Here is a 22,446-nt window from a genome sequence, read left to right on the forward strand (position 1 = left end):
GCCTTGCCGTGTTATTATATAAATATCAATCATAACGGAGGCTCATTCAATGGTTACAGTTATAAGCGGTGGCTCTCACAGTGGACGTGACAAAGTTTTCATAGATAAGATCAAGTCTGCTGTGAAAAACGGCGAGCAGGTCATGGTCATAATACCAGATCAGTTTTCTTTTGAATATGATAAAAAACTGTATGAACATCTTGGTGCGGCAGATTTCAACGTCATACAGACTGCAGGCTTTAACCGTATCGCTGAGTTCACAGAGAAGCTTTATGGCGGTAGGGCAAAAGAAAATGCCGATGATAACGTCCGCACTATCCTTATGTATAAGGCTGTCAGACGTCTTAAGCAGACCAAGGATATCCGCTTTTATAAAAAGAGTCTTGAAAAGGGCAGTTTCTTAGCCGAACTTAACGAACTTGTGAGCCAGTTTCGTGAAAGCGGAATAACACCACAGGATCTAGCTCTTGCCGCTGAGAAGCAGAGCGGCTCTCTTGCCATGAAACTTTTTGATATCTCAAGGCTTTATGATTTTTACATGGATGAGCTTGAAAAGGCGGGAATGCAGGATACACTGTCGGCAATGGCAAGAAGTGTGGATCAGGTGAAGGAAAACGGATATTTCCGTGGAATGACAGTTTTTGTTGACGCTTTCAACGATTTCTCTTTTGATGAACTTAAAATGCTCGACGCTTGTATCGCACAGTGCAAGAGTATAACGTTCTCTCTATGTATTGACAATGAAAGCATTAGAAGATATGCAAATCACCCTTTTGCTGATACTCTTAAAACGTTGCAACAGATAACAGATATTTCCGCTGATCATAATTACAAGGTCAACACGGTAGAGTGTCGTAACAGCTCATTTAAAGTCCCTGAACTTGAATATGTGAGCAAAGAGATTTACAACACCTGCAAAAAGCCATACGTCGGAAAGTGCGAAAATGTTTCTGTTATATCAGCAACGGATATTTACGAAGAAAGTGAATTTGTCAGTGGAAAGATATGGGAGCTCGTCAGAGAAAAAGGATATAAATTCAGTGACATAGCTTTGCTTGCAAGAAACCTTAAAGATTGTGCTTCCGTTTTTGAGGGTACGTTTGACAGATATGAGATACCATATTTTTCAGACTGCAGTGACAGTGTTTCTTCATCATCTCTGGTGAGGTATATGAACTCGCTTTTCAAGTGCTTGCTTTCAAGAAAGTATTCCACGGACAATATTTTGAAATACATAAAATCGCCGCTTTTCCCAATGCTGAATATCGAGATATCAAATCTGGAAGACTATTGCATACGCTGGAGCGTTGATGGTGATATGTGGCTCAGTGATTTTACTGTTGCAGGTGATCTCAGCGAAAAACAGCTTGAAAAAATAAACTGCTCAAGACGAAAGATAATCGAGCCTTTTGAAGCATTTAAAAGCAAACTTGTTAAAGACGTTACAGCAGGGGAACTGTGCCGTGGGCTTTATGATCTTCTTGGCAGCATTGAGCTTTCTCAGCAGACCTTTTCTGTAGTAAAAAAGGCAGGAACTTCGGATAACGAAACTCAGCTTGAAATGGCAAGAGGATTGAAACAACTTTGGAACTCTGTTCTTTCGGCTATTAAATCCGTCTATGACTGCATGAATGACGAAGTTATCTCCCTCAGACAGTTTTATGAGCTTTTCAAGCTCATGCTTTCGCAAATGAGTGTTTCACGTCCTCCGCAGAAACTTGACTGCGTAAGGATATGCGACCCGAGCCATTCAAGGCTTGAGGGCGTAAAGGCTGTCTTTCTTGTTGAGGTGAACGACGGCATATTTCCTGCGCCATTAAGCTCTGCTGGACTTATCACAGAAAATGAAAAAATGATATTAGAGGGAAGCAATATTCATATCTCACACAGCGCAAGAAAATCTTTTCAGACAGAGAAGCTTGTGTGCTACAACGCTTTTACCCTTGCAGACGAAAAGCTCTATGTGCTTTATTCAGAATCTGACCTTGTAGGAGAAGCTCACCACCCCTCTGCACTTGTTTCCGAGCTTAACGGAATGTTCGGCAAAATCAATATCAAAGCTCAGGATATGGGGCTTGATTTTTACTGCACTTCTTTCAGGACAGCTTACTATAAATATATGGAACATTCCCGTGATAAAAACGCTACAACTTCTGCGATTAGGTCTGTGTTGGGGTTATCGCAGGAATATGCCGAGAAACTTATGCGAACAAAGAATCTTCATGAAAACGGTGACTATAAGCTTGAAGAAAAGACCGCAGAAAAACTTTTTATGTCAGAACAGCCTGCAAAGGTCTCGCCTACTCAGCTTGATACATATTATAAATGCCCGTTCAATTATTTCTGCAAGTATGGTCTTGGTCTTAAAACTGTCAGAAAGGCAGACATCGACGGGCTTAACAGGGGACTTATCATTCATCAGCTTCTTGAAAAGATAATGCGTAAAGGTGATGACGGCACAGGCTTTGACAATGCTTTCCTTACTCTCTCAGATGATGAGATAAAAGAGTATATCCACAAAAACGTTACCGAATATATAAAGGAAAGCCTTGGTGGAATGTTCGGAAAATCTCCGTCATTTGTATTTTTACAGGAGCGTATGGAAAGCAATATCCTGCATATCATTCGTTTTATGCAGAATGAGCTTCTTCACTCAAAATTCAGACCTGCGCTTTTGGAATACAAAATAGATAAGTCCGAAGGAGAAGACAGACTTATCATAGACGTAAACGGCAGAGATAAGATAATCCTTACGGGAATTATCGACAGAGTTGACGTTTTCGAGGACGAGAACGGTGAAAAATATGTGAGAATAATCGATTATAAAACAGGCTCTATTGACCTTAAATATTCAATGCTCTATAATGGCCTTAATTTGCAGATGTTCGTGTATCTTACCGCTTTGCTTGAAACCAAAAATCCAGTGAATATAGACGGTGGATTGAAGCAGGCTGGTATCGTATACTACACGCTAGGAAACAAGCCTAAAACATACGAGCAGACAGCCGACGCTGACGTAGAAGAAGCCGAGAGCAGATCACGGCTAAACGCTTTCAAGCCTATAGGAAAAGTCGTTGATATAAAGGCTGTCACTGAAGCTTTCAGCTCAGAAGAAAATTACGCCTATGCGCCTTTTAAATATTCTAAAACCAACGGCATTTCAGGCACTATTCCAGACGGCTTTTTTACAAAGCTCAGAGAATTTGCTATAGGCAAAGTGGCGCAATTTGGTGAACAGCTTTGCCAGGGAAACATTCAGGCAAGACCTGTGGCGGAAGCCTGCAAGCACTGTGATTTTCACGATATCTGCGGCAGGATAAACCAAGAGGACGTTACAGACGTGAAAGACAGCGTTTATGAAGAAAAACTTATGGAAGAACTAACTGACAGAAAGGAGAAAAAATAATTGGCTGATACAAAATGGACCAAAGAGCAGGAAAGAGCCATTAGTGACCGTGGCAAGGGCATTATAGTTTCAGCGGCGGCAGGAAGCGGCAAAACCACAGTGCTTATAGAACGAATGATACAACTTCTTTCTGATGAAAAAAATAAAATACCTGCCGACAGACTTCTTGCAGTAACATTCACAAAAGAAGCCGCTTCAAGCATGAAAGAAAAGCTCAGCCGTGCTTTTGACGAACAGCTTCGTCGTGACCCTGAAAACAAGTGGCTGCTTAGTCAGCAAAATCTTATCCAGCTTGCGAGGATATCTACAATAAATTCTTTCTGTCTTGACCTTGTGAAAAGTAATCTACATGAATTTGATTTTCAGGGCGGACTTGATATACTTGATGACAGTGTACAAAATCTTATTTTGCAGGAAGCTATCACGCAGGCTTATGAAAAGCTTTGTGAAGAAGATTATGAAAGCTACAAACTGCTGAAAAACGCTTTTGCGGATAAAACTCTCAATGAAATCACCGACAATCTTTATAAATTCATGCGTTCGCTGCCGTTTCCTGAGCGTTGGATAGCGGAGGTACATAAAAACTTTACTGATGATAAAATTTTTGACAGCTTTATAAAAGATAATATATGTGTAGCTCAAACAAAGCTGAAAGAAGCATTTTCAATGTATGAGGTTTTTGAAGAATATGCCTGCCGTAAAGAGATAGAAGGCATACCTTTTATAAAACATATCAAAATGAATGAAACTGCCGACAGTGACAGAGAACTTCTTCATAGGTTAAGAAAGCTTCTTGAAAGCGGCGATATAGATACTATTGCTAAGTCAGATTGGAAATTCAGCACCATAAAAAGATTTCCCACGAACAAGGCTTTCAATGCATCACTTGACGATGATATTCGCATTAGGTTCAAGGACAATTATGCCTTCTGTGCATCATACAGAAACAAATATAAAGATATCGTAGCTAAAATTACCGATATGTTCAATAACACCAAACTAATCATGAAGGAAAATATGCTTGAATCTGACAGAATATTTACTGTTCTGTGCAGGGTATGCGAAGATATAGACAAAATCTCACAAGAAATGAAGCTTGAACGAAATGGCGTTACTTTTTCTGATGTTGAGATAATGGCGAGAGAATTGCTTGTAAAAGATACCGAGAATGGACCTGTTCGCACGGAGCTTTGCGAGGAAATTCGCAGAAACAGGCTATATGAGCTTATTTTCATAGACGAGTTTCAGGACGTGAATAATCTTCAGGAGATTGTTTTCCGCTCGCTTTCTGATTCTGATAACTTGGATATCATGGGCAAAAATGTTTTTGTGGTTGGCGATATAAAGCAGGCTATATATCGTTTCAGACTCTCAAATCCTGAACTTTTCAGCAAAACGAGAAATGACGCTTCCGCACCTGAAAACAGCGAACAGCTCGAGGCTATCTTGCTAAGCAAGAATTTCAGAAGTCGTGAGTCTGTGGTCGATTTTGTAAATTTTCTGTTCCACTATCTTATGACGCAGCACACAGGTCAGGTGGATTATGATAGAAATGAAGAACTTCGATACGGTGAACTTTATGATGAAAATAACAAGCCTACAGAAATAATGCTCATACCTTTTGATAAGGACTACAAAAAGACAAATGGCTATTCTGTGGAGAACAAAGTAATAGCGCAAAAGATAAAGCACATGCTTGAAAACGGTGAGGAAGTCAAAGATCATGGCTCTCTAAGACCGTGCCGTGCAGGAGATTTTTGTATACTTGTTCAAAAGAATGATGAAATTACCCTTATGGCAAAAGCCCTTGAAGAAGTAGATCTGAAAGCATATTCTGAGGATACAAACGGATACATGAAGTCAAGAGAGATAACACTTGTGCTGAATATGCTCAGGGTAATTGACAATCCTATGAACGATATTGCAATGACAGCTATCATGATGTCGCCTATCATGGGATTTACACCTGATGAAATGGCGGCAGTAACAGAAAAGTCAAAGAAGCCTAACAGCAAACTGAAAGACCATATCTATCAGGTGGTAGCGGCGTCAGCTTCTGCTGAGGACAGCCACGAAAAGGAAGCTACCCATATAAGCTTTAATAATAAAACATTGCAGGATAAGTGCATAGAGCTTAATAAGCTTATTAATTCCCTGCGTTATCTTTCAATGAGCATGGGTCTTGAACGGCTCATAAGAAAAATATACGACATGACCGACCTTATGGGGATCGTTTCGTTATATCTTGATTCTGATAAAAAGCGAGCAAACCTTCGTCTGCTTCTTGAATATGCTTCGTCCTATGAGCAAAATAGTCAGGAGGGCGTAACTGGTTTTCTAAGATATATCGACTCTGTGTCCTCAAATGAAAAAGCCTTTAAGCAGGCAATGACGGTAACAGAGGGCTTAGATTCCGTTTACATAAAGACCTACCATGCTTCAAAAGGTCTTGAATATCCATTTGTATTTTTATGTCAGCTTGACATACCGCTTATAAAGAAAGACAAAGGTTACTGTTCACATAACAAGCTGGGCTTTGCTTTCAGTTTTATGGATAACAGCAAACTTATGAGAAAAACTTCACTTTACTATGATAAGCTTTCAAAAGAATCAAAAGCAGAGGAAAAAAGTGAAAAACTCCGCCTGATTTATGTTGGATGTACAAGAGCAAAAGAAAGACTTTTTGTAAGCTATGCACCGATTATTTACAGCAATACCACATATGAAAAGGTTATTGAACGTAAGGTGGGAATAGTTGACAGGCTTAGAAACATATACTCAAAGCAGGGAGATTCTCTTGAAAATGTTGTGGCGGACGCTGAAACGATGCTTGATTGGATAACAATCACGCTTGCACTTCACTCCACGGGGGATCAACTCACATCTTGGCTTGGCACTGATAACATAGCTGTCAACGGTGACGGATATCCTGAGCCTGAGATAATATATAATGAATACGGCATTGAAAATACAGAGCAGACACAGGAAGAAGATACAACTATTAGCGAAATAGAAGCTGACAAAACAATGCTTAGAAATCTCCTTGACAAATTTGCGTTTGAGTATGACTGGTCAGGAGTATCGACACCAGCAAAGCTTACTGTTACGGAGATAACTGCGGCTGAAAAAGAGAAGCAGACAGAGAAAACCGAACCTGAGTTTTATCCTAGTCTTCCACGGCTTGATGATGAGTTTGATAAACTATCAGCAGCGGAAAAGGGAACTTTTACCCACAAATTTATGGAGTTATCGGACTATGATAAGGCACATGAAAGCGTAAAAAAAGAGCTTGAACGTCTTGTGAATCAGGGGTACTTCAGCCAGAAAGAAGCTGACGGAGTTTATGTTGAAGCACTTGAAGCATTCTTTAGATCTGATTTTTATGAGCGTGTGAAAAATTCCGATAATGTGATGCGTGAAAAGAAGTTTCTTGTTTCAATGAGCGATCTTGACTTAAGTGAAAATCTTCCTGAATATAATGGTAACAGCGGTATGCTTCAAGGTATCGCCGATTGTATCTTCCACGAGCCTGACGGATATGTTATTGTTGATTATAAAACTGACAGATTTAAAGATGTGTCACAGCTTATGGGCTATAAAACACAGCTTGCACTGTATAAAGCATCGTTTGAGATGATACTCGGAGAGAAAATAAAAAGCTGTTATATTTATTCATTTTGGCTGCGGAAAGGGGTTGAAATCAAGCTCTGAATGTGATATAACGACATATAGAGAGCTTGATAATATTTTTTTGAAATAATTTGAGAAAAGGTATTGACAAGTGGGTAAAAGTGTAGTATAATATCATGGTAAACAAAGCAGAACAATGTCCGTTCTCACCTTAAGCGCAGTTCTCTGTAGTAAAAAGGTCAACATGAATTTGCATATCAATGTGATTTTATGCGGGTACGGATCAGTTCTGTGCCCGTTTTATTTTATTTTTGGAGGTGCTGCGTCATTAGCAACAGGGAACATCAGATCAACGAAGAGATCCGTGATAAAGAACTCAGGGTCATAGACGTTGATGGAAATCAGCTTGGTATTTTAAGCGCTGACGAGGCTCTTAAAATTGCATTTGAGAAAGATCTTGATCTTGTAAAGATCGCTCCTCAGGCAACTCCGCCTGTATGCCGTATCATGGATTATGGCAAGTTCTGTTTTGAACAGACAAAGCGTGCGAAGGAAGCAAAGAAAAATCAGAAAGTTATCGAGATCAAGGAAGTTAGAATGTCATCTACGATCGACACTCATGATTTTAATGTAAAGGTCAATCAGGCTGTTAAATTCCTTAACGGAGGAGATAAGATAAAAGTTTCTGTAAGGTTCAAGAAAAGAACTTTGGCTCATCCACAGTTCGGTGAAGAACTTCTTGCAAAATTCAAAGACGCTATCTCTGAAGCCGGCGTTGTTGACAAGCCATCAAAAATGGAGGGACGCAGTCTTGTGATGTTCGTTTCTCCGAAAGTAAACAAGTAAAATAATAAGGAGGATAAATACAATGCCAAAGATCAAAACACATTCTGGTGCTAAGAAGCGTTTCAGTGTTACCGGTAGCGGTAAGGTTAAGTTCCAGCACACAAACAAAAGACACAGACTTACTCAGAAGGATCACAAGCGTAAGAGAATCCTGCGTGGTGCAGCTTATGCAGATGATACTAACATCAAGAACGTAAAGGCTCTTATCCCTTACAAATAAACGAGTTGTAGGGAAAACAAATTTTAAAAATTTCAGGAGGTAATAACTATGGCTCGTGTAAAGGGAGCAATGATGACTCGTAAGAGAAGAAATAAGACTCTGAAGCTTGCTAAGGGATACTTTGGTGCCAAGAGCAAGCACTTCAAAATGGCTAAACAGGCTGTAATGAAGTCAGGTCAGTATGCATACATTGGAAGAAAGCAGAAGAAGAGAGATTTCAGAAAGCTTTGGATCACAAGAATTTCAGCAGCTGCTAAAATGAACGGTATGAATTATTCAACATTCATGAACGGCGTAAACAAGGCTGGTATCAATCTTAACAGAAAGATGCTCTCCGAAATAGCTATCAGCGATCCTGCTGGTTTCACAGCGATTGCAGAAAAGGCGAAGGCTGCTCTTTAATAGTCAAAAACACGCACGTTCTTGTAACCTGCGTGTTTTGTTGTATATTAAGGCAACACCATATATGACGCATTTGGCAATTAAATGATTAAATTTTCAGAATAAGAGGTGACGCAGTTTGCATATTAATAGTAAAGATAACCCTAGAGTGAAGCTTTTCAGAAAGCTTCTGTCATCAAAAAAAGCTAGGGAAGAACATGGATTGTTTGCTGTTGAAGGTGCAAGAAACTGCGTTGACACCGCTTATGAAGCTGTGTGCGGAAGAATAAAAGTCCATTCTGTTTTCTATACTCAAACGGCCTTGACTAAGTATAAAAATACACTTAAAACTGATAGCCTTTTCTCGTGTGCAAGACCCGAAGATGTTTTTGAAATATCTGATGAGCTTGCGAAAAAAATGACAGATGAGGGAAACTCTCAGGGCATTTATATGATCGTTTTTAAGGTCGATTTGCCTTTTGTGGCTGAGTATATTGACAAAAACGGGAAGTATCTCGTGCTTGATAATTTACAGGACCCAGGTAATTTGGGTACGCTTCTAAGAACTGCCGATGCCGTAGGCGTTAGTGGAGTAGTTATGACAGATAATTGCGTTGATCTGTATAACCCAAAGGTGGTTCGTTCCGCTATGGGAAGTACTACAAGACTTGATCTTTTTGTAGTGGATAATTTTCTGAACGTCGCAACGCTTTTTGATGAGCTTGGTATTGTTACAAATGCTGCAGTTGTCAGAAACGGTGAAAATATCACAGAATTTGATTTTGATAGACCGTGTGCTGTTGTAATAGGAAACGAGGGCAAAGGTTTGCCTAAAGAACATTCAGACATTTGTAAAAATCGTGTGACTATTTCTATGCACGGCAACATAGAATCACTTAATGCTGCTTGCGCAGGCACAATCATTTTGTGGGAAATGTTTCGAGGTGGCAGTCATGGATAAAGAAAGACTTTTATTGTGGATAAGAGCGGTTCTGATTTTCACTCCATCGAGCAAACGTATATGGGAAGTTTCTGCAAATTATGATGATATAGTTGAGTTCATGACTGCACTCGATGATCATATGGTCAGCGGACTTAATGATAAAGAGCTGCAGAGGATAGGAAAATATAGTCTTAAAGACGCAGAAATCATAAAAAAACGCTGTGAAGAGCTTGGCATAAATATTTATTGTTACGAAAGTGAGGGCTATCCTGACAGACTTAAACGGATCGCAAATCCACCTGCTGTTCTGTATACTTATGGTAACCTTGACTTTTTAAACGATAAATGCGTTATTTCAGTAGTAGGCTCCCGTGAGCCGTCTGAATATTCTGTAAAGATAACGAAGCATATTTGCGCAGATCTTATAAGAAGAAACTGTCTGCTTGCTTCGGGGTTTGCAGGCGGTATAGATCAGATCGCTAACAAGGTAGCTATTGAAAATAATAGTAGACCTATAGCTGTGTGTGGCACAGCTCTTGATTGTGATTACCCTAAGGGAAGTAACGAGCTAAAAAAACAGATCGCTGAGAATGGAGTAGTAATATCAGAGTATTTTCCGGGTTATAAACCATTTGGAAATGCTTTTGTGAATCGCAATAGGATTCTTACAGGACTTTCAAATGCAGTGCTTTTTACTGAGTGTAGCAAGGAAAGTCATGGCCTTGATAATGTCAATCACGCCATTTCTCAAGGAAAACAGGTATTTGTAGTACCGCCACATGATATCTATGACAGTCGATATTTCGGACAACGTGATCTCATAAGAAATGAGTGTCAACCTGTGTTCGGCGCAGAGGATATAGTGTATTCGCTTGGCAATGAAAGGTATCAATCTCTTAGACTTGTGGAAAGCCTGGGAGAGTTCACGCTTCCTGCTGAGGATTCTGCTATACTTAACAATGGCGAGCCTAAGACAGTGAAGCATAGAAAAAGTAAAAGAAAAGTGCCTGACAGCAAGACTGTTTCTGAAACAGAAGTGGTAAAGCCAACACCTGAGCCTGATCTGTCAGGGCTTGATGACACACAAAAGAGCATTTGCAAACTGTTAAAAAGCGGAAATATGCTTGCGGACGAGATAGCTGCAAAGCTTGGTATGGATATCTCTGATGTGCTTGCACAGCTAACGGAGCTTGAACTTTATGGCACTGTTAAGTCATATCCGGGCAAAATGTTTGGACTTTAATATATATTAAGAATGGAGAATAGATTTGTCTAATTTGATCATAGTTGAGTCACCAACGAAGATAAAAACAATTAAGCGTTATCTTAGCGATGATTATGAAGTCGTGGCTTCAAAGGGTCATGTCCGTGACCTGCCAAAATCAAAGCTGGGCGTCGATATAGATAATAATTTTGAGCCTAAATATGTCAATATAAAAGACAAAGAGGGCGTTATAAAAGATATAAAAAAGCTTGCAAAGAAAAGCGACCATGTTTATCTTGCAGGAGACCCTGACCGAGAGGGAGAAGCCATTTCATGGCATCTCGCATTGCTTTTGGGTCTTGATCTGAATGATAAAAACCGAGTAACTTTCAACGAACTTACTGAAACTGGTATCAAAGCTGGAATGAGCCACCCACGTTCTATTGATATAAACCTTGTTAATGCACAGCAGGCAAGACGTATCCTTGACAGACTTGTGGGCTATAAGCTTTCACCTTTTCTTTGGAGAAAGATAAGAAAAGGACTTTCAGCGGGCAGAGTTCAGTCTGTCGCAGTTAAAATGATATGCGACAGAGAAAACGAGATAAGGGCATTTGTATCTCAGGAATATTGGTCCATTGACGGAAAATTTTCCACAAACGGTGAAAGAAAGACCTTTGCCGCAAAGCTTAATACAGTTGACGGAGAAAAGCCAGAGTTGAAAAATAAAGAGCAGGCTGACGAGATACTGAAAAGACTTGAGGGTGCCGAGTTTGTTATCGACAAGGTAAAAAAGAGCGTTCACAGAAAATCTCCTGCCGCACCATTCACCACCTCGACTTTACAGCAGGAAGCGTCAAGACGTCTCGGTTTTCAGGCGAGAAGAACGATGAAAACTGCACAGGAGCTTTATGAGGGTGTTGAGATAAACGATATGGGTCAGACAGGTCTTATCACCTATATGCGTACCGACAGCCTTAGAATTTCTGATGAAGCAAGAGCAGCGGCATATGATTTTATCAGAAAAAAATATGGCGATAAGTATATCCCTGACACACCGAAAAAATATAAAACTAAGGGCAACGCTCAGGACGCTCACGAAGCCATCCGACCAACACACCCAGAGGTAACACCTGATATGGTAAAGGCAAGCGGAGTGACGAGTGACCAGTACAAGCTTTATAAACTCATTTGGGAGAGATTTATAGCTTCTCAGATGTCAAACTGCCTTATGGACACTGTTTCTGTTGATATCTCTGCAAACGGTTGTAACTTCAAGGCAACAGGCTATTCTGTAAAATTCGACGGATTTACTGTTCTTTATGAAGAGGCTAAAGACGATGAGGGTGAAAAGAAAAACGTGCTTCCTCCAATAAAATCCGGTGACTCAATAAAGGTGCGTAACCTTGAGGGAAATCAGCATTTCACTCAGCCACCTGCAAGATACACAGAAGCGACGCTCGTAAAAGCGTTTGAGGAAACAGGCATCGGCAGACCTTCGACTTATGTTCCAACTATTACAACCATAATAAACAGGAATTATGTTGAGCGTGACGGAAAACAGCTTAAGCCGACTTCGCTTGGCGAAGTAACAAATCAGCTTATGAGCGAGCATTTTGATAAAATAGTTGATGTTAAGTTTACTGCAAACATGGAGAAATCTCTTGACGAAGTGGAAAATGGCAAGAAAAGTTGGGTAAAAACTTTGCAGGACTTTTATAGTGACTTTGACGAGGAATTGACTGAAGCCGAGGAAGCCATGGACGGGAAGCGTATCAAAGTGCCTGACGAAGAAACAGATCAGGTGTGCGAGCTTTGCGGCAAACCTATGGTAATAAAGATAGGCAGATATGGCAAATTTATGGCTTGCTCAGGTTTTCCTGAGTGCAAGAATACCAAGAAAATAGTTCAGGAAACAGGCGGAATTTGCCCTTACTGCGGAAAGAAAGTGCTTCTCAAAAAGTCTAAAAAGGGCAAGAAGTATTACGGCTGTGAGGATAATCCTGAGTGTAAGTTCATGACATGGGACGTTCCTACCGAAGAGAAATGCCCTAAGTGTGGCAGTACGCTTTTCCAGAAAGGCGGAAAGAACGGAATACTCATTTGCCATAAGCCTGATTGCGGATATGAAAGGAATTTATCTAATGGCGGTTAAGGTAATAGGTGCAGGACTTGCAGGCTGTGAAGCTGCGTGGCAGTTAGCCCAAGCAGGGATAGACGTTGAGCTTTATGAAATGAAGCCGAAAAAGTTTACGCCTGCCCACAAATATAAGGGCTTTGCAGAGCTTGTCTGCTCAAATTCATTGAAAGCGGACAGAATAGATTCAGCCGCAGGTATGCTAAAAGAGGAAATGCGCAGGCTTGCCTCTGTTACGATGAAATGTGCAGTTGAAACTAAGGTATCAGCAGGCGGAGCACTTGCTGTTGACAGGAAAAAGTTTTCCGATATGGTCACGGCAAAGATAATGGAAAATCCTCACATCACTGTTATCGAGGAAGAAGTCACAGATATACCTGATGGCGATGTTATAATCGCAACAGGTCCTCTTACAAGCGATGGGCTTGCAGAGAGTATCGGCAAAATATGCGGTGATTATCTGTATTTTCATGATGCCGCCGCACCTATCGTCACATATGAAAGTCTTGATAAGGATAAGGTGTTTTTTGCATCGAGATATGGCAAGGGCGAGGCTGATTATATAAACTGCCCTATGAATAAGGAAGAATATCTCAGGTTCTATAATGAACTTATCAATGCGGAATCCGCTCCGCTCCATGATTTTGATAAGGAGCATTTTTCTAAGGACGGCTTCAAGGTGTATGAAGGCTGTATGCCGGTTGAGGTCCTTGCAAAACGTGGTGAGGACACAATGCGTTTTGGACCATTGAAGCCTGTGGGTTTGACAGATCCACGAACAGGAAACAGACCTTATGCTGTCGTTCAGCTTCGTGCAGAGAACGCAGAGGGAAGTCTGTATAACCTTGTGGGCTTTCAAACAAACCTTAAATTTGGTGAGCAGAAAAGAGTATTTTCTCTTATCACAGGACTTGAAAATGCAGAATTTATACGCTATGGAGTTATGCATAGAAACACTTTCATCAATTCGCCTAAGCTCTTAAATCCGCAGTTTAATATGCGAGATAGAGAAAACCTTTATTTTGCAGGTCAAATGACAGGCGTTGAGGGATATATCGAATCGGCGGCAAGCGGAATTTTTGCAGGGTTAAGCATGGCAAGACGTTTGCAGGGCAAGCCTGCGGTTACCTTGCCTGATACCACAATGCTGGGTGCGCTTTCAAAGTATATAAGCGATCCTACTGTGGAGAAGTTCCAGCCTATGGGATGTAATATGGGTATCCTGCCTGAACTGCCCGAACGTATAAGAGATAAGAAACTGAAATATAAGATGATAGCTGAAAGGGGTCTTGCAGACCTTGACAAGGCTATTGAGGAATTTTAAGGAGAATGTTATGAACATAGTAATTGACGCTTTCGGCGGAGATAACGCACCTCTCGAAGTCATAAAAGGTTCAATTGACGCACAGAAAGATTTCGGTGTTGACGTTACTCTTGTTGGTGATGAAGAAAAAATAAAAAAATGTGCACAGGAAAACGGACTTGATATCACAGCTTTACATATCAAGCACGCTGATACTATTATCGAGATATGTGAAGAGCCTACAGAAGTAATTAAGAGCAAGAAGGATTGTTCAATGGCTGTGGGCATGAAAATGCTTGCAGACGGCGAGGGCGACGCTTTCGTTTCAGCTGGCTCAACAGGCGCACTTGTAGTTGGAGCAACATTTATCGTAAAGAGAATAAAGGGCATCAAAAGACCAGCTCTTGCAACAATACTTCCTACGGCAACGACACCTACGATGCTTCTTGACAGCGGTGCAAACGCAGACTGCCGCCCTGAAATGCTTACTCAGTTTGGAATAATGGGTTCTGCTTATATGAACAAGATACTTGGTGTTGAGTCACCAAGAGTAGGTCTTGCAAATATTGGTGCAGAGGAGTCAAAGGGCAGAGAGCTGGAGCTTGAAACTTACAAGCAGTTGAAAAACGCACCTGTAAACTTTGTTGGAAATATCGAAGCAAGACAGCTTCCTATGGGCGATTGTGACGTATGCGTGGCTGACGGCTTCTGCGGAAACCTTATGCTCAAGCTTTACGAGGGCATGGCAAAATTCTTTTCAGGGGAGCTTAAAACGCTTCTGACTAAGGATACAAAGTCAAAGATCGCTGCTCTTATGGTAATGAAAAACGTTAAGGAATTCAAGAAAAAGGTAGACTACTCTGAGTATGGCGGAGCGCCTCTACTTGGTACTGCAAAGCCTGTTATCAAGGCACATGGCTCATCAAATGCAAGAGCATTCTATAACGCTATCAGACAAGCAAAACAATTTACTGAAACTAATGTAATAGACGAGATCACAACTGCTATCGAGCAGTTGAAAAGCAAACAGGAGATGTTATAATGGACGAGCAAAAGGCTCTTAAAGAGTTTCAGGAAAGAATAGGTTATCAATTCAAAGACGAAAAGCTCCTTTACGAAGCTCTTTCCCATTCATCATTTGCAAATGAAAACAAGAAGGCAAGAAACAGCAATGAAAGGCTTGAATTTCTTGGAGATTCAGTGCTTTCTATAGTTGTGTCAGATCACATTTTTGAGCATTACAAGCATATGCCTGAGGGCGAGCTGACAAAAATGAGAGCTTCACTTGTGTGCGAAAAAGCACTGTTTGAGTTCTCAAAGAAAATAGAACTTGGCAAGTATATCTTTCTCGGAAAAGGCGAGGAGATAACAGGTGGCAGAGAAAGACCGTCAATTATTTCAGACGCTTTTGAAGCAGTTATCGCTGCAATTTATCTTGACGGCGGCATTGAGCCTGTTTCAAAATATATACTTTCATTCATACCTGAAAATATCACGCCTGATGGAGTTGTTTTTCATGATTACAAGACTATTCTTCAGGAGATAATCCAGAAAAATCCTGAGGAGAGAATAGAATATCACCTTAAAGGCGAGTCAGGTCCTGACCATAATAAAAAATTTACTGTTCAGGTACTTTTGAATACGAATGTTATCGGCGAGGGTACAGGCAGATCGAAAAAGACCGCTGAACAGTTGGCGGCTAAAGAAGCATTGGAACTAATGGGTTATGGGGCACAGTAATATATCTGTCTTCGTGCCGCATATAGGCTGTCCGCATATGTGTGCGTTCTGCAATCAGCGCACCATAACTGGTACAGAGAAGATACCGCACGCTGATGATGTGAAGCGTATCTGCACACAGGCAATGAACGAAGTCAAGGACGTTTCACAGACGGAGATAGCCTTTTTCGGTGGTAGCTTTACAGCAGTGCCGAGAGAATATATGCTCGAACTTCTTGGTGCAGCGCAGGAGTTTATAGGCAACGACAAATTCAAGGGTATAAGGATATCCACCAGACCTGACTATATCAGCACTGAGATACTTGACATTCTCAGAGATAATCACGTTACGGCTATCGAGCTTGGCGCACAGTCTATGTCAGATGTTGTTCTTGAAGCCAACGAGCGTGGACATACTGTTCAGGACGTCGAAAACGCTGCAAAGCTTATAAAAAGCTATGGTTGCTTTGACCTTGGTCTGCAAATGATGATAGGACTTTATAAAAGCAACCGTGAAACTGAGCTAGAAACTTGGTCGAAGATAGCGGCGCTGTCTCCTAAAACAGTACGTATTTATCCCGTTGTTATCCTTAATGGTACAAGGCTCGGAGAGCTTTACAAAAGTGGCGAATATAAGCCTATGGACTTTGACGAGGTAGTGAAAATCTGTTCTTATCTTCTCACAGAAGCCGATAAACTTGGTATAGATGTTATAAAGCTTGGCCTGCACGCAAGCGAGGTCGTGGAGGAGCAAATGTTGGGCGGATTTTATCACCCTGCATTCCGTGAACTTTGCGAAGGCAGAAATTACCGCAGGCTTATAGCAGAGGAGCTTGGAAAGCATGGCAATATAAGCGATATAGCTTCCGTTGTGATATCTGTACCGAAAAGGCAGATAAGCAAGGCAATAGGTCAGAAAAAAGCTAATATAGAATATTTCAAAGATCTTGGTGTCAATATAAAAATTGTAGGTCATGAGGGCAGCGATAAAATAAAGATAAACGAAATCATAATGAGGGGTGGTGAAAAATAATGTATCTTAAATCACTTGAATTGCAGGGCTTTAAGTCTTTTCCAGATAAAATAGAGCTGAAATTCAATAAGGGTATCACCGCAGTTGTCGGTCCTAACGGCTCAGGCAAGAGTAATATCGGTGACGCTATGCGCTGGGTAATGGGCGAGCAATCTTCCAAAGCCCTGAGAGGTGAAAAAATGGCAGGCGTTATTTTTCACGGCACTCAAACTAGACCAAAAGCACCTTTTGCTCAGGTAACTATCACCATAGACAACGAGGACGGTGCACTTGAATATGACAGCGACACCGTGTCAGTATCACGAAAGCTTTACCGCAATGGCGACAGCTTTTACATGATAAACGGTAAAGAAGTAAATTTAAAGGATATCGTGGAACTGTTTATGGACACCGGTCTTGGCAGGGACGGTTATTCGATAATCGGTCAGGGCAGGATAGCAGATATCGTAAACGGAAAATCCAATGACCGCCGTGAGATATTTGAAGAAGCGGCAGGCATTTCAAAATTCCGTTCAAAGAAAAAAGAAGCCGAAAAAAAGCTTGCGGCGGCTGAGGATAATCTCTCTCGTATCAATGACATCATGGGAGAGATAGAAGGACGAATAGGTCCGCTTAAAGCGCAGGCTGAAAAGGCGGAGAAGTTCAGAGTCCTTGATGAAGAAAAGAGAAAGCTGGAAGTTTCCGTATGGGTGCATAAGCTCAACGAGTATATGAGCCAAATAGCAGGTTATGAGGAGAAACTTTCTGCTGTAAAAAAAGAGTACGAGGTCATCACGCAGGAGCTTGAAAGCATTGAAGATGATATAAATGACAGCTTTGCAAAGAGCGCTGAAAAATCTGAGCTTGCTGACAGCTACAAAAATCAGATACATCAGGTGGAGCTTGAAAACTCTCAGGCACTGTCAAAGATCGCAGTATATGAGAATGATATTTCTCACCTTGAAGATAATATTTTGAAGCTTAAAGAGCAGATAAGTGAGTCCAACTCATCAAAATACTATCTTGAGGCTGAGCTGAAAACACGCAGACAGGAGCTTGAAGAACTCGACGAGAAAAAAGCAAAGCAGCAGGAAGCTGTAGAGTGTAAGGAAAAAGAGCTTTCTGAGCTTATTGATAAAACTGCATTATCTGACAAGTCGGTAAGTGAAGCTGGAAGCTTTATAAATGAGCTTTACATGAAAAAGTCGGAAGTTTCATTCAGACTTGAAAATGCTAAAAACAACTTTTCGGATATTGATGAGCAGATCGAAAATTCTCTTGAAAGAAAAAAACAGCTTGAAGAACATTCAAAACTTTCTTCAAAGGAATTAAAGGAACTGCGTGAATCAAAAGGCAAAGCTGACGAAAACAAGCAGGAGCTTACAAACCGCATGAGCGGACTTGCAAAGCTTCTTGAAACTAGAAACACAAAGCTTTCAGAATGTCGCAAAAATCTCACAGATACGGAAATACAACTCCGTGACGTTGAGAACAGGATAAAGACTATAGCCGACCTTGAAAACTCCATGGAGGGCTTTCAGTTCAGCGTAAAGCATATAATGAAAGCCTCACAGCAGGGTAGGATAAGCGGCATTTGCGGTACTGTTTCTCAGCTTATATCTGTTGAAACAAAATACTCTGTAGCCATTGAAACTGCGTTGGGTGGCGCACTTCAGAACATTGTCGTAAACAATGAGGACTCTGCTAAGAGAGGTATCAGGCTTCTGAAAGAGAACAGAGCAGGCCGTGCAACATTTCTGCCTGTTACATCAGTTCGAGGAAACAGGCTAAATATGCCGCAACTTGAAAATGAGGACGGTTTTGTGGCTCTAGGCTGTGAGCTTGTTAAGTATGACAGCCAGTTTGAGGGCGTGATCAACAGCCTTTTAGGCAGGATATGTATAGCAGAGGATATCGACAGTGCAACCCTTATCGCAAAGAAATACGGCTATAAATTCCGTATCGTTACCCTGGACGGACAGGTGATAAACGCGGGCGGCTCATTCACAGGAGGAAGCGTTTCCAAACAGACAGGTCTGCTTACAAGAAAAAATGAAGCGGAAGCACTTGCTAAAAAGAAAACAGCACTTGAAAACTCCTTTACAGAGCTTAAACAGCAGGTTGAGAAGCTAAATCAAGAGGTTTCAAAATACACCGCTGATACTGAGGGACTAAGGGAAAAGCTTTCACAGGTAAACAGCGATATACTCCGTTTTGAAATGGAAATAAAGCGTGTTTCAGAGTATTATTCTGACTATGAAAACAAACTTGATGAGATAGAAACATTTATCGAAACGCTGAAAAATAAATACAAGATAGTAAGCGGAGATATCGACAAAGCTCATACAGAACTTTCAGAAATCGAAGCTGAGATATCAGATAATGAAGCCAAGCTTGCCGACTCTCAGAACGAGCAGGCAGAACTTAAAAATAAGCGTGAACAGCTCAGCGAAGAGCTTTCGCAAATGAAGATAATGGCGGCAGAGTTATCCAAAGACCTTGATGCCTGCAAGCTTTCAATATCACAGCTTGAAGAAACTATCGGCGACAGTGATACTGACAGCGGCAAGTTGAACGATAATATCTCCGAGTGTGAAAAGAAAATAGCCGAGAAGAAAGAGCTTATTTTTCAGACCAAACAGGAACTCAGCGGTGCTGACGAAAAGATAGCCACCGCACAGAAAATGGCGGAGCAGGCTCAGCGTGAGCATATTGAACTTGACAATGCAGCAAACAAACTTCGCACCAAGCAGAAGCACAAAATGGACGAGAAGGAAACACTTTCAGGTCAGCTTACAAGAGCGGAGGAACAGAAAAAATCTGTTACTGCAGGCTTTGATAAGCTTGTGGCACAGCTTTGGGATGATTATGAGCTTACAAGAAGCGACGCTGCAGAGATAGCCGAGGATATTGTGGATATAACGGTAGCTAATAGGCGACTCAACGAACTTCGTGGAAAGATAAGAAATCTTGGAAGCGTAAACCTTGGAGCTATAGAGGAATACGCAGAAGTGTCACAGCGACACGAATTTCTCACAGGTCAGCTTAATGACGTAAATACGTCAAAAACAGAACTTGAAAAACTTATCGATGATCTGACAGAAAATATGAAGAATATGTTCACCGACAGCTTTGAGCGCATAAATGCGAACTTCAAGAAAATTTTCACCGAGCTTTTCGGTGGTGGTCAGTGCGAGCTTATTCTCACAGACCCAAACAATGTCCTTGAATGTGGTATTGAGATAAACGTTCAGCCGCCAGGCAAGGTCATAACAAATCTTATGTCCCTTTCAGGCGGAGAGCAGGCTCTGGTGGCTATTGCAATTTATTTTGCAATCTTGAAAATTTCGCCATCACCTTTCTGTCTTCTCGATGAGATAGAAGCGGCGCTTGATGATGTGAACGTAAGTAAATATGCACAATATCTGCACCACCTTACAGATAAAACACAGTTTATCACCATTACTCACAGACGTGGAACAATGGAAGAAGCTGACGTTCTGTATGGCGTAACGATGCAAGAAAAGGGTGTTTCCAAGCTTCTTAAAATGGACGTTTCGGAAACACGTCAAATGAAACTTGAATAGGAGTGAAGAAATGGGATTTTTTGAAAAGCTGAAAAATGGTCTTAAAAAGACTAAAGACTCAATGATGGGCAGAATAGAAAGTCTGCTCCATTCATTCAGCAAAATAGATGAAGATCTTTTTGAGGAGCTTGAAGAAACGCTTATCCTCTGCGATATCGGAGTTACAACTTCTGAAAAGATATGCGATAAGCTCAGACAGAAAGTCAAGCAGGAGGGCGTTAAAGAACCTGAAAAAATCAAGGATATGCTTAAAGAGATAATCACAGAAATGCTCGGTGAGGATCAGAAGCTCGATATGTCAACAATACCGTCAGTTATACTGGTTATCGGAGTAAACGGTGTTGGCAAAACAACAACTATCGGTAAGCTTGCTTATCAGCTTCACAAACAAGGCAAAAAGGTTATCGTTGCGGCGGCTGATACTTTCAGAGCGGCTGCTATTGACCAGCTCGAAGTGTGGACAGAGCGTGCAGGGGTAGACATAATCAAGCACAACGAAGGTTCAGACCCTGCTTCCGTGGTATTTGACGCACTGGTGGCGGCTAAGGCTAGACAGGCTGACGTTGTTATATGCGATACCGCAGGTCGTCTTCACAATAAGAAAAACCTTATGGACGAGCTGAAAAAGATATCCCGTATAGTTCACCAACAGGCAGAGGGCTGTGCTCTCGAAGTCCTGCTTGCGCTTGACGCTACAACGGGACAGAACGCAGTTAATCAGGCAAGACAGTTCAACGAAGTAGCTGATATAACGGGTATTATTCTTACCAAGCTTGACGGCACAGCCAAGGGTGGAATAATTATCAGCATAACCGACGATCTGCAAGTGCCTGTAAAGCTTGTTACAGTAGGCGAAAAAATAGACGACATACAGCCGTTTTCAGCAAGAGATTTTGTTGAAGCGCTGTTTGAATAATAGAATATTGGATTAGACACTTAAAAGTATAAAATCAGGGGGAATTTTTTATGGATAAGGTTTTGTTTGTAGTTGATATGCAGGAAATGTATGTAGGAAGGGGCAGAGATAAGACCACATACTCATATGATACCGACGCACTTATTGACGCTATAAACAAGCGTATCTCTGCTTATAAAGCTGAGGAGGTCTTTTATATCGTCAGCTACAAAAAGGGACTTTTGGGTGGAGGAATGCCCAAAGAGGGAACACCTGCGGCTAGCTTTCCAGCAAAGCTGAAAGTTGTATCCAAAAATATTTATTCCAAAAGCAAGCCCGATGCTTTTTCAAACGTTGCTCTTGAAGATTTTATGAGAGCAAGGAATGTGAAAGAGATAGAATTTGTAGGTGTTGATGGTGGTATCTCCGTTATCAACACTGCAATAGGTGCTATTGAATGTGGAATGAAAGTTGTTTTCAACGAAGAATGTATCGGTACAGTTTTCAAAGATAAGGCAAACAAATGCCGTGAAAAATTAAAGAAAAATAAGGTAACTTATATACACAGCTAAAGGAGAAAAAATGAAACTTGTTATTGCAAGCAACAATAAAGGCAAGATAAGAGAATATAAACAGATTCTTGAGCCGCTTGGTTATGAGGTGTTCTCGCAATCAGAGGCAGGTCTGATACTTGATGTTGAGGAAACAGGCAATACTTTTGCTGAAAATTCTGCACTAAAAGCAAGAGCTGCATTCAAGCTTTGCGGCTGTGCTGTACTTGCAGACGACAGCGGTCTTGAGATAGACGCCCTGGATGGTGAGCCTGGAGTATATTCAGCAAGATACGGCGGACTCGAAACTGATGATGAGCGTACCGCTCTTGTGCTTAAAAAAATGAAAGAAATACCTGATGATAAAAGGGGAGCACACTTTACCTGTACAATACACTTTATCAAAGCAGACGGTGAAGAGATAGCCGTTGAGGGAAAAGTATTCGGTGAGATAGCTCACGAGCCAGTTGGCGAAAACGGCTTCGGCTATGACCCTATTTTCATGTATGGGAACAAGAGCTTTGCTCAGGTGGACTCAGAAACAAAGAATACCGTTTCCCATAGAGCAAACGCACTGAAAGCTTTGCTTGAACAGCTCACAAAGCAGTAAAC

The 22,446-nt window shown here is 41.2% G+C and carries 16 protein-coding genes; all 16 read left to right on the forward strand.

Annotated features, from left to right (window positions below; all coding sequences use genetic code 11):
- Positions 1 to 49: 49 nt before the first annotated feature.
- The 16 genes from OCV57_RS02585 (at position 50) to rdgB (ending at position 22,444) form a co-directional block, all read left to right on the forward strand.
- On the forward strand, positions 50 to 3,406 hold the full coding sequence (locus tag OCV57_RS02585) for a PD-(D/E)XK nuclease family protein (RefSeq protein WP_267300383.1): 3,357 nt from the start codon (positions 50 to 52) through the stop codon (positions 3,404 to 3,406).
- Entirely contained in the window at positions 3,407 to 7,117 is a 3,711-nt protein-coding gene (locus tag OCV57_RS02590) for a UvrD-helicase domain-containing protein (protein WP_267300384.1), read from the forward strand.
- A gap of 210 nt (positions 7,118 to 7,327) precedes the next feature.
- Positions 7,328 to 7,882, forward strand: a complete 555-nt coding sequence (infC, locus tag OCV57_RS02595) for a translation initiation factor IF-3 (RefSeq protein ID WP_022286866.1) — start codon at positions 7,328 to 7,330, stop codon at positions 7,880 to 7,882.
- 22 nt (positions 7,883 to 7,904) lie between these two features.
- Positions 7,905 to 8,102 carry a 50S ribosomal protein L35 gene (gene rpmI / locus OCV57_RS02600; protein WP_022286867.1) on the forward strand — a complete coding sequence of 66 codons (198 nt, stop codon included), beginning with the start codon at positions 7,905 to 7,907 and terminating at the stop codon, positions 8,100 to 8,102.
- A gap of 48 nt (positions 8,103 to 8,150) precedes the next feature.
- Positions 8,151 to 8,504, forward strand: coding sequence for a 50S ribosomal protein L20 (gene rplT, locus OCV57_RS02605; protein ID WP_022286868.1), 354 nt, complete (start codon positions 8,151 to 8,153; stop codon positions 8,502 to 8,504).
- Between the two features lie 118 nt (positions 8,505 to 8,622).
- A complete protein-coding gene (locus OCV57_RS02610) occupies positions 8,623 to 9,444 on the forward strand; it encodes a TrmH family RNA methyltransferase (RefSeq protein WP_117876029.1) in 822 nt (273 codons plus the stop codon).
- Entirely contained in the window at positions 9,437 to 10,669 is a 1,233-nt protein-coding gene (locus OCV57_RS02615; RefSeq protein ID WP_267300385.1) for a DNA-processing protein DprA, read from the forward strand. The genes OCV57_RS02610 and OCV57_RS02615 overlap by 8 nt, the downstream gene beginning before the upstream one ends.
- 25 nt (positions 10,670 to 10,694) lie before the next feature.
- Complete coding sequence (gene topA, locus OCV57_RS02620; RefSeq protein WP_117958197.1) at positions 10,695 to 12,785, forward strand: type I DNA topoisomerase; 2,091 nt, start codon at positions 10,695 to 10,697, stop codon at positions 12,783 to 12,785.
- The gene (trmFO, locus tag OCV57_RS02625) at positions 12,775 to 14,091 is read left to right on the forward strand and encodes a methylenetetrahydrofolate--tRNA-(uracil(54)-C(5))-methyltransferase (FADH(2)-oxidizing) TrmFO (RefSeq protein WP_267300386.1); all 1,317 of its coding nucleotides are present in this window, start codon (positions 12,775 to 12,777) and stop codon (positions 14,089 to 14,091) included. Before topA ends, trmFO begins: the two co-directional genes overlap by 11 nt.
- 10 nt (positions 14,092 to 14,101) lie before the next feature.
- On the forward strand, positions 14,102 to 15,112 hold the full coding sequence (gene plsX / locus OCV57_RS02630; RefSeq protein WP_267300387.1) for a phosphate acyltransferase PlsX: 1,011 nt from the start codon (positions 14,102 to 14,104) through the stop codon (positions 15,110 to 15,112).
- Positions 15,112 to 15,810: a ribonuclease III gene (gene rnc / locus OCV57_RS02635; protein WP_022286874.1), complete on the forward strand. Its 699-nt coding sequence runs from the start codon at positions 15,112 to 15,114 to the stop codon at positions 15,808 to 15,810. Before plsX ends, rnc begins: the two co-directional genes overlap by 1 nt.
- The gene (locus tag OCV57_RS02640; protein WP_117939208.1) at positions 15,797 to 16,822 is read left to right on the forward strand and encodes an elongator complex protein 3; all 1,026 of its coding nucleotides are present in this window, start codon (positions 15,797 to 15,799) and stop codon (positions 16,820 to 16,822) included. The genes rnc and OCV57_RS02640 overlap by 14 nt, the downstream gene beginning before the upstream one ends.
- The gene (gene smc / locus OCV57_RS02645; RefSeq protein ID WP_267300388.1) at positions 16,822 to 20,388 is read left to right on the forward strand and encodes a chromosome segregation protein SMC; all 3,567 of its coding nucleotides are present in this window, start codon (positions 16,822 to 16,824) and stop codon (positions 20,386 to 20,388) included. The genes OCV57_RS02640 and smc overlap by 1 nt, the downstream gene beginning before the upstream one ends.
- A 10-nt stretch (positions 20,389 to 20,398) precedes the next feature.
- The gene (gene ftsY / locus OCV57_RS02650) at positions 20,399 to 21,304 is read left to right on the forward strand and encodes a signal recognition particle-docking protein FtsY (protein ID WP_046439310.1); all 906 of its coding nucleotides are present in this window, start codon (positions 20,399 to 20,401) and stop codon (positions 21,302 to 21,304) included.
- 50 nt (positions 21,305 to 21,354) lie between these two features.
- Entirely contained in the window at positions 21,355 to 21,855 is a 501-nt protein-coding gene (locus OCV57_RS02655; protein WP_267300389.1) for an isochorismatase family protein, read from the forward strand.
- Positions 21,856 to 21,865: 10 nt separating this feature from the next.
- Entirely contained in the window at positions 21,866 to 22,444 is a 579-nt protein-coding gene (rdgB, locus tag OCV57_RS02660) for an RdgB/HAM1 family non-canonical purine NTP pyrophosphatase (protein ID WP_267300390.1), read from the forward strand.
- Positions 22,445 to 22,446: the final 2 nt, after the last annotated feature.

Origin of the sequence: Hominimerdicola aceti, from assembly GCF_025567495.1 — a bacterium.
GTDB lineage: Bacteria > Bacillota > Clostridia > Oscillospirales > Ruminococcaceae > Hominimerdicola > Hominimerdicola aceti.